The 9,125-nt window shown below is 54.9% G+C and carries 9 protein-coding genes and 1 pseudogene; 4 read left to right on the top strand and 6 right to left on the bottom strand.

Features of this window, described 5'->3' with window-relative positions; genetic code table 11:
• The 3 genes and pseudogenes from ACIQ0G_RS08345 to ACIQ0G_RS08335 form a co-directional block, all read left to right on the top strand.
• Positions 1-192 (top strand): annotated as a pseudogene (locus ACIQ0G_RS08345) (MotA/TolQ/ExbB proton channel family protein); the annotation flags it as partial.
• Between the two features lie 92 nt (positions 193-284).
• Positions 285-827, top strand: a complete 543-nt coding sequence (locus tag ACIQ0G_RS08340) for an ExbD/TolR family protein (protein WP_397577511.1) — start codon at positions 285-287, stop codon at positions 825-827.
• 21 nt (positions 828-848) lie between these two features.
• Positions 849-1,304, top strand: a complete 456-nt coding sequence (locus tag ACIQ0G_RS08335; RefSeq protein WP_397577510.1) for an ExbD/TolR family protein — start codon at positions 849-851, stop codon at positions 1,302-1,304.
• Between the two features lie 121 nt (positions 1,305-1,425).
• Here the strand turns inward: ACIQ0G_RS08335 and ACIQ0G_RS08330 are convergent, their stop codons facing one another.
• The 3 genes from ACIQ0G_RS08330 to ACIQ0G_RS08320 form a co-directional block, all read right to left on the bottom strand.
• Positions 1,426-2,736 (bottom strand): M20/M25/M40 family metallo-hydrolase, encoded by a 1,311-nt coding sequence (locus ACIQ0G_RS08330; RefSeq protein ID WP_397577509.1) that lies wholly within the window; start codon positions 2,734-2,736, stop codon positions 1,426-1,428.
• A gap of 72 nt (positions 2,737-2,808) precedes the next feature.
• The gene (locus ACIQ0G_RS08325) at positions 2,809-3,717 is read right to left on the bottom strand and encodes a Brp/Blh family beta-carotene 15,15'-dioxygenase (protein WP_397577508.1); all 909 of its coding nucleotides are present in this window, start codon (positions 3,715-3,717) and stop codon (positions 2,809-2,811) included.
• A 52-nt stretch (positions 3,718-3,769) separates the two neighbouring features.
• Positions 3,770-4,516, bottom strand: coding sequence for a bacteriorhodopsin-like (locus ACIQ0G_RS08320; protein ID WP_306064689.1), 747 nt, complete (start codon positions 4,514-4,516; stop codon positions 3,770-3,772).
• A 157-nt stretch (positions 4,517-4,673) separates the two neighbouring features.
• On the opposite strand from ACIQ0G_RS08320, the gene ACIQ0G_RS08315 reads away from it, so the two are divergent.
• Positions 4,674-5,315: a LuxR C-terminal-related transcriptional regulator gene (locus ACIQ0G_RS08315; RefSeq protein WP_397577507.1), complete on the top strand. Its 642-nt coding sequence runs from the start codon at positions 4,674-4,676 to the stop codon at positions 5,313-5,315.
• Positions 5,316-5,455: 140 nt separating this feature from the next.
• On the opposite strand, the gene glnA is transcribed toward ACIQ0G_RS08315, so the two are convergent.
• The 3 genes from glnA to ACIQ0G_RS08300 all read right to left on the bottom strand — a co-directional run.
• Positions 5,456-6,868 (bottom strand): type I glutamate--ammonia ligase, encoded by a 1,413-nt coding sequence (gene glnA / locus ACIQ0G_RS08310; protein ID WP_324478472.1) that lies wholly within the window; start codon positions 6,866-6,868, stop codon positions 5,456-5,458.
• A gap of 47 nt (positions 6,869-6,915) precedes the next feature.
• The gene (locus tag ACIQ0G_RS08305; RefSeq protein ID WP_125231011.1) at positions 6,916-7,254 is read right to left on the bottom strand and encodes a P-II family nitrogen regulator; all 339 of its coding nucleotides are present in this window, start codon (positions 7,252-7,254) and stop codon (positions 6,916-6,918) included.
• 174 nt (positions 7,255-7,428) lie between these two features.
• On the bottom strand, positions 7,429-9,125 hold a 1,697-nt coding region (locus ACIQ0G_RS08300), incomplete at its 5' end, for a PQQ-binding-like beta-propeller repeat protein (RefSeq protein ID WP_397577506.1).

Genomic DNA, 9,125 nt, shown 5'->3' with positions numbered 1-9,125 from the left:
GGTCTGTTCGTTGCTGTTCCTGCTGTTCTTGCGTACAACTGGCTTCAGGCACGTAACAAGACAATCGCACGTAGCCTTTCGACCTTCTCGAACGATGTGCTTGGTTACATCTCTTCGGGCGGCCGCCTTAAGCCTGCTGTTCCTGCCGCTGCACCAGCTGGTAAGCCAGCACCTGCTGCAGCTAAGAAGTAATATTGGGTTAGGGCCGCGTTTCGGCGCGGCCCATACGTCAGCAATCGCTGGCGCTCCATTTTTGACCCAATTTATTTAGAGAGGATTGGCCAATGGCAATCAGTTCAGGAGGCGGCGGCGATGATACGCCAATGTCTGACATCAACACGACGCCGCTCGTCGACGTCATGCTGGTGCTCCTCATCGTATTCCTCATCGCAATTCCTGTCGCTATCCAGACAGTGAAGATGGACATTCCGGTCATCAAGTTCGAACCAACAAAGGCAAAGCGTGAAAACGTTCTTTTGTCGGTGACAACAACCGATGTCGGTGGTCGTGATCCCGGTGACCCGGCTTATGAAGGTGCAAACCCGAATGGCGAGTGCCGTATTTACTGGAACGTAACGCCTGTTGATTCAACCGAGTTGGTGGATCGCGCGGCGAAGCATTTGAAGGCAGAATTTGAAAAGCTCGGTGGCCCAGAAGCCGCCGCCGCTGGTCTGATCGAGCCTGATATGCTGCCAGAGGCGCACATTCGTGGTGATATCAACACGCCTTATCGATGCATCGGTGGTGCAATTTACACCATGCAGATGGCCGGTTTTGCGCGTGTTGGCTTCATTTCATCGCCGTTCGAAAACGCGAACGTGCAGTAAGTAATTTAAGGAGCAATCATCATGGCAATGAGTGGCGGTAACGATGATGGCCAGCCGATGATGGAAATGAACACAACGCCGTTAATCGACGTTATGCTCGTTCTCCTCATCATGCTGATGATCACCATCCCCCCGGTTTCGCACGCCGTAAACATTGACCTTCCGGTCAATGATCCAAATGCGCCACCACCGGAAGTTCCGATCGATCCTGTTATCAACAAGATCATCATTCTTCCGAACAGCGCAATTCAGTGGAACGGCACGCCGGTTTCGATTCAGCAGATGGAGCAGTATCTGGTCCGGACGACTTCAATGGATCCGGAGCCCGAGCTTCAGTTCCAACCAGCTCCAACGGCGCCATATGACACCGTTGATAAGGCCCTGGTTTCTGTAAAGCGTAGCGGAATCTCGAAATTCGGTTTTGTCGGCAACGAACAATACCGCGTCTTCGGCAAGGCTTCGCGTGAGGGTCGGTAGTTTCCGAACCTTCCGTTAATACGACATTGAAAAAGGCGGTGCAGAAATGCGCCGCCTTTTTTATTGTCTGCTGTGACGGCCAAGGGACAACACCGGTCCGTTGGGCGCTGTCGTTTTTGTTTTATTTGCTGAGGGACAGGCGGCTCATCAAGATTGCTGCGCGCTTTGCCTGCCGTTTGATGCTGGCAAGGTCGACTGTTTCCCCGGGGGCGTGATCGCCTTTGCTATAGACGCCAAGGCCAACGAGGCCGTCGACATCATTGGCAACGAAGCTGATGTCGCCTGCACCGCGCTTCAACGGATCAAGCGGGGGCTGGGCGCCGAGCCCCAGATCCTGATTCACAAGATTGAGTTGCGCCAACAATGCCTTGTTGCCCTCCGTCGGTGCCATGGCGGGATAGCCGCCGGGTTCAAAGGTGATTTTGGCGCTGGTCTTTGGCGCAGATGCCGAAACGATGGCCTGCATCTTCTGCCGGACCCGAGCGCTTTGGTCTTCGGATAAAGTCCGGAAGTCACCGCGTGCGATGGCTATGCCGGGAATGATGTTGGTTTTCCCCTTGGCACTTGCTCGGACGCCGTCATTATCAAACGTTGCCTCTTGCCCCGCCGCAATTAAGCCGACGTTGAATGTCAGATTTAGTTCAGGCAGCTCTGTGCGGAATTGATGGACGATGCGCGCCAGTTCAAACGCTGCGCCATCGCCATAAGTGGAATCAAAGATCAGCGAGCTATGCCCGGTGACGCCTGAAACCTCCAACTTCCAACTGTTCGACGACCGGCGCGCGATAACGCCCATGTCCTTGCCATCCTCAATCGACAGTCCTTCGAAATCGAGCGCGACATCCGCAGTCTTGCCGGCGGCAATCAACGGCGCGCGGGTAACCTCGATTGGGTCGCCTGCGTCTTCCTCATCACCTGTCAGATGTATTTCGATATGCGCGTCCTTCAACGTACCTGCGGCCTGCATGGCGCGCAAAGCCGACACGATCACGACCATGCCGCCCTTGTCGTCGCCAGCACCCGGGCCAACGGCTTCATCACCGTTGCGGACGAATTTCTGGAAGGGGCTATCGGCTTCAAAGACAGTGTCGAGATGCGCAATCAGTAAAAGCTTCTTTGTGCCCTTCTTGCCGGCTTTTGTCGCGACCAGGTGCCCTGCGCGTCCAGCGTTGGCCATATCGAGCCATGCCACCTTGAAGCCAAGCGGCTCCAGTTCAGCGCGCATCATATCGCCGACGGTTTTGACGCCTGCGAAGTTCATCGTTCCCGAATTTTGGTTAACCATCCGTTCAAGCAAGGCAACCGAGCGTTCATACTCCGCGTCAACGGTTGCTGCCATCTTGGCTTCCGTTTGTGAAAGCTGGGCAAAAGCCGGCGTTGAAAGCGCCAAGAGCGCAACGCTGCTCATCAAAGACAGGGCTTGGAATTTCATGACATACTCCTGAAGACTATAGCCATGATGTGCCGCGCTTTGTGCGTTCGGGCAAGGGTGTTGATGCGGAACTTATGCGGCCTGCTTTTTTGCGAGGATGTGTTCAAGGATGAAATGCGGCACCGTCAGCGTTGATATCAGAATGAATGCAGACCGCACAATGCCCATGTCTGAAGGAACGTCGCCTTGGTACAGGAACATCAATACGCCTAACCCCAATGAAAGCGCGGACACGGCGACGACAATGGCTGCCTTTTTGAATTTAGACATGCCGCCGGTTTCGCGTAACGCGTCGGCCATGTGCCGCGGCGAGTGCAGCCCGCAAAAGAAAACGGCAAATGCCACGAGCGGCGGCAGGAACAAGGCGGCTGTGATGCAGGCGAGCACTTCAAGCGCGCTTTGCATGTCATCATGGCGGAACGCCCAATAGGCAAAGACAAGGCTGCCCAGCGCAGCAGGGACTGATGCCGCGCTAAGCAGCGCGGCGATCACGGCACCGTTTTGGTTACCCGTTAGCGCGGCAAATATCATGGCGACATCGTCGGGGCTGGCCAGCGCAGGCAAGGCGACCAATGCCCACCCAACCATCATGGCCAGAAACGGATCAACTCCGCCACGCCAATCACGGCTGAAATGCACAATTGAGATGAGCAGGAATGAAATGAGCGCCAGTTCCGGAAGCTGCAGCCATAAGACGACCATAGCCGCCGCACATCCCACATAGCTGCCAATAATCTTGGCCCTACCGCCCAACCCATTCTGCCCAAAATGGGCAGCAGCGATTTCGACATCCAGCGTGCCGTGGGGAATGCCTGCAAGCACGATGGCCAAAGCAGCCAACATGTTGGCCTCAACGCTGTCCATGCTGCCCAGAAGGCGGTCTACGGCAATAAGCAGCAACGTTGCTGCCGGTAACGCAAACAGGCGCAACATTTTGGAAAATGTCGCGCCTGCAGAATGCGGATATAAAATTATATTCATACAGGAATGTACGCCGCCAGAGCGGCGTACGTCCAGTGTTTATCCGAAGGCCTTAGCCATATTCGGCTTGCGACTTGCGCACGGCGATCATGTAGATCAAGACGCCAACGCCTGCCTTTGCGATCAAGTCAGCGATTGTGTAGCCGACTTGTACGCCAACGGTTACGTCAGAACCGCTCAGATTGGTGTACGGGATCATGTATACGATCGGGTAGAAACCCCATGATGCGAAGGTCAGCAAACGTGCTTTCTTAACCAGTTCGCGTACATTTTCTGGTTGGTTGTTGATCGATGCACCGAGGCCGGCGAACAGCTGCCACATGATGTAGACAAACGGGATTGCCGACAATGTGCCCCACAATACGCGGGTTGGAATGTCCGTTGCGATTTCACCTGGGTAACCCAAGATGATCATCAATGCTGCAGCGCCGCCAAGCTTGAACGACTTTGAGACGGTTTCTTCTTGGCTCAGACGCATCACGAGGATGAGTTCGATGAGAAGCAATGGCACGGTGAGCAACCAGTCGACATAGCGATAGGCATCATTAAACGCATAGCCGCTTGCGGCCACTATTCCGCCTTCAACGGTATATGCGCCTTCCCAGCTCTCGAAAATACGGAAATAGTGATACGCGGCGATGGCGGTAACCAAGCCGGAAATGGTGAGCGCTGTCTTGTAGGCTGGGCCCACTTGCGAGCGGCCGAGCCACAAAAACAGCGTTGCTGCTGCCATGGTGGCAAATGTAAATGAGAATGCATTATAGACCAGGGAATACTGGCCAAAAGTTAGATTTTCCACGTTATTCTCCCCCTTTGCGACATCATTTCGGATGTCGGGGCATTTTTCATAAACGCTGACCTGGGGACAACAACCTAACCTTTATACCATGTTTTTGCGATATGGCCCTCGACATCGCGGAACTGGCATATATAATGGTTAATGCTGAAATGCGCCTATGGGGGTACGCGGGAGGCACTGTAATTTGGACGTTTTGGGCCGGTCTAACGAGAAACTAGACGCGCTAATCGCGAATAGCCCGATAGCGTCAGTGATCAGCGACCCGCGTCAAAGCGGCAATCCAATCATTGCCTGTAATGCTGCGTTTCTTGAACTGACGGGCTATGCAGAACATGAAATCATTGGGCGGAACTGCAAATTTTTGGCCGGTCCGGAGACTGAACCGTGGTTAACCGACACGATCAGTAATGGCGTTCAACGTCACGCCCCGGTCATGGTCGAAATTCTGAACTACAAACGCGATGGCACACCCTTTCGTAATGCAGTGTTGGTCGCGCCGTTGTTTGACGAAGAAGGTGAACTTGAGTTCTTTCTTGGCTCTCAGGTGGAGCTGGAGTCCAGTGCGCCAGCGTCTTACGAGAGCCGTCATGCCGTGGCCGCGGCGGCGGTTAAGGCATTGTCACGGCGGCAGCGCGAAGTGTTGGCCGAAATGGCGCTGGGCCATTTGAACAAGCAAATCGCGTTCCGGCTTGGGCTCAGCGAGCAAACCGTCAAAATGCACCGTGCGTTGTTAATGGAGCGGTTGGGCGCGGCGAGTTCGGCCGATGCTATTCGCATTGCAGTAGAGGCCGGGCTTTAATCTGCGCATTTGCTGTAACGGCGGCTAATGAGCTGCCTCGACAAGACATGGCGTCAAGGACGCAACTCCTAAACACAAAATGAAAAGGCCCGGCAGTCCCCCAACCGCCGGGCCTTAAGCTAATGATCCGATGCGTAGGATCAGTAGCTGTAGTACATGTCGAATTCGACTGGGCTTGGCGTCATTTCCCAACGGGCGACGTCTTCCATCTTCAATTCGATATAGCTGTCAATCTGGTCCTTCGAGAACACGTCACCCTTCAACAGGAAGTCGTGATCCGCGGCCAGACAATCCAGAGCCTCACGCAGCGAACCGGCTACGGTTGGTACTTCAGCAAGCTCAGCTGGTGGCAAGTCATAGAGATTCTTGTCCATGGCGTCGCCAGGGTGAATCTTGTTCTGAATGCCGTCGAGGCCAGCCATGAACAAAGCTGCATAGCACAGATATGGGTTCGCCATTGCATCGGGGAAGCGGACTTCAACGCGCTTGGCCTTGGCACCGGCACCATATGGAATACGGCATGAAGCCGACCGGTTGCGCGCCGAATATGCGAGCAACACTGGCGCTTCGTAACCGGGCACCAAACGCTTGTAGCTGTTTGTGGTCGGGTTTGTGAATGCGTTCACGGCCTTGGCATGCTTGATGATGCCGCCGATGAAATACAGGCACATGTCCGAAAGACCGGCATAGCCGTCGCCTGCGAAAAGCGGGGTCTTGCCTTCCCAGATCGACAGGTGGGTGTGCATACCCGAACCATTGTCTTCCTTGATTGGCTTCGGCATGAACGTTGCGGTCTTGCCATATGCATGTGCGACCTGATGCACGACATATTTGTAGATCTGCATACGGTCAGCGGTCTGTGTCAGCGTACCGAACGTCAGGCCAAGCTCATGCTGGGCTGCGGCAACTTCATGGTGATGCTTGTCGCAAGGCAGGCCCATTTCGAGCATGGTCGAGACCATTTCGCCACGGATGTCGACTGCGCTGTCGACGGGCGCGACTGGGAAATAACCACCCTTTGCACGGGGGCGATGGCCCATATTGCCGCTTTCATATTTCGTGCCGGTGTTCGTTGGCAGCTCGATATCGTCGATCTTGTAATATGACGTGTTGTAGCTGTTTTCGAAACGCACATCGTCGAACATGAAGAACTCGGCTTCTGGACCGACATATACGGTGTCGCCGATGCCTGTGGTTTTCAAATATGCTTCAGCGCGCTTTGCGGTCGAGCGCGGGTCGCGGCTGTACAGTTCGCCCGTTGATGGCTCGACGATATCGCAGAAGATGATCATCATTGGCGTGGCGGAGAATGGATCTACGTACACGGCATCAAGATCAGGCTTCAGGATCATGTCGGATTCGTTGATGGCTTTCCAGCCTTCGATGGACGAACCGTCGAACATCAGGCCGTCTTCCAACTCGTCTTCGCCGATCACGCCAGCGCACATGGTCAGATGCTGCCATTTGCCCTTGGGATCAGTGAAACGGACATCGACCCACTCGATCTCTTCATCTTTGATGCGCTTGATAATGTCCTTAGCTGAGGTACCCATTCTACTTTCCTTCTTTGGCTTGTCTTTTTTGGATATTTTGGATTTTTTTAAACGGCGTCGTTATCGCGTTCGCCGGTGCGGATACGCAGCGCGGTTTCGACAGGGATAACGAAAATCTTGCCATCACCAATGCGCCCCGTCTGGGCCGCTGCAGCAATGGCTTCAACGACACGGTCGGCCAGGCCGTCTTCAACGACAACCTCAAGCTTTACCTTCGGCAAAAAGTCGACGACATATTCGGCGCCCCGATACAGTTCGGTATGGCCCTTTTGACGGCCAAAGCCCTTGGCTTCAGTAACAGTGATGCCCGAGACGCCAACTTCGTGCAGCGCTTCTTTCACCTCGTCCAATTTGAATGGCTTGATGATCGCTTCGATCTTTTTCATGGCTTTTCCCTTTATGGCGCGTGAGGCAGATGCTCCGCGCGCGCGGATGATGAAATAGGCATATCAAGTATCGTGCCAAAATTGACCAACACCAAAACGCGTTATTTTGGGCCATATGGGCCATGGCATCTGCCTAAATTTTAGGCAGATGCCAGATTCATGGGCATCAGTTTTTTACTTTGCTGCCTTTTTTGCGCCACCGCTTAATGCGGCATCATTTGCCTTTGCATAATGTGCGCGGCTGACAACATAAGCGCGCATTTGCTCGGCTTCTTTCGCTGTTAGCACGCTGCTAAAACTGACCATGCCATTGCCCTTCAATATGCCGTCAATGACAACCGATTTCCAGGTTGCGGCATCCGCAATCACGCCAGATTTACGCAGGTCCGGCAGCACGCCGTTCCCGACCGCCCCGGGTCCGTGGCAGACGAGGCAATAGCGTTGGAAATTCGATGCGCCCGCTGCGATATCTGCTGGCGTACCGAATTGCGCTGGCGGTGCCCACACATAGGCTGGCGCTTTAGGCACGGGTGGCAACGCAGTCTTTCCGCCCAGCTTTAGAACGATCAGGCGGGGGATATTGGGAACCGCAGCGCTGGTGGAGCCTGCATAACCCGATACGAGCGGGAACGCGCCGCCCTTGCTGGTCAGGAAGGCGACATATTGCTCGCCGTCCACCGTATAGGTCGATGGGCCAGACAACACGCCAGACTGTACGTTAAGGTTCAACAATTGCTTACCGCTATCCGCAGCATAAGCACGGAACTCGCCCATTGCCGTACCTTGGAAAACGAGATTTCCGGCGGTGGTCATCGTCCCGCCATTCCATGAGGCGGGGTGATCGACCGTCCATTTTGCTTTGCCGGTCTTGGGGTCGAACGCGACCAGCTTTCCGGTCGTCGCCGCTTTCACAGCCTTCACGAAATTGATGTCATCGGGAAGGTCGGCCGTTGCCATCGCGCCGCCCACGTTGAAGCCCAGCGCCTTGCGCTCTTGTTCGTTTGGCGCAACCGGCGGCAGATACGCGCCGCCAATATACAATGCGGGGATGTAGACCAGTCCCGTTGCGGGGTTAAAGCTCATCGGGTGCCAGTTATGCGCACCCAGCGCCGAAGGGTTCGCCAAATAGAGCTTGCCGGTTTTTTCATATCGCGCTGCAGGGTTTTCGATTGGCCGCCCCGTTTTCATGTCATAGCCGGTTGCCCAAGTGATGCCGTCGATGAACGGGTTTGCCGACAACAGCTTGCCGTTCAGCCGATCAATGGTGAAGAAAAACCCGTTCTTCGGCGCGTGGTAAAGAACTTTGCGTTCTTTGCCGCCGCGTGTTTCCGTCGCCAATATGATGGGCTGGGTCGCAGTGTAATCCCAGCTTTCGGCTGGTGTTTCCTGATAATGCCAGACATATTCGCCCGTGTCGGGTTTAAGCGCGACGATGGACGACAGGAACAGATTGTCGCCTTCGCCATTGGAACGAATACCATGGTTCCACGGATTTCCGTTGCCGACGCCAAGGTACAATTGGTCGAGCTCGGCATCATAGACGATTGCGTCCCACACGGTGCCACCGCCGCCACTTTCGCGCCAGTCACCCTTTTTGGGCTTGGAACTCCATGTTTTGTTTGCCGCCGTTTTTAAGATCTTGTCGCTCGCGGCATTGTCGGGTTCGCCCTTGGGATTGGGCGTGGTGTAAAAACGCCATGCCTGTTTGCCGGTCGCAGCGTCATATGCGGTTACATAACCGCGCGCGCCGAACTCTGCGCCGCCAAAACCAATAACCACCTTGTCCTTTACGACCCGTGGCACGCCCGTGATGGTGCCGTTGGATTTGAGGTCAAGCGTTTGGACACTCCACAATTGCTTGCCCGTGGTGG

It is taken from the genome of Sphingorhabdus sp. (genome assembly GCF_044354325.1).
In the GTDB taxonomy this organism is placed as follows: Bacteria; Pseudomonadota; Alphaproteobacteria; order Sphingomonadales; family Sphingomonadaceae; genus Sphingorhabdus_B.
Note: the sequence above shows the minus strand (reverse complement) of the source record. Positions and strands in the feature narration are given on the sequence as shown.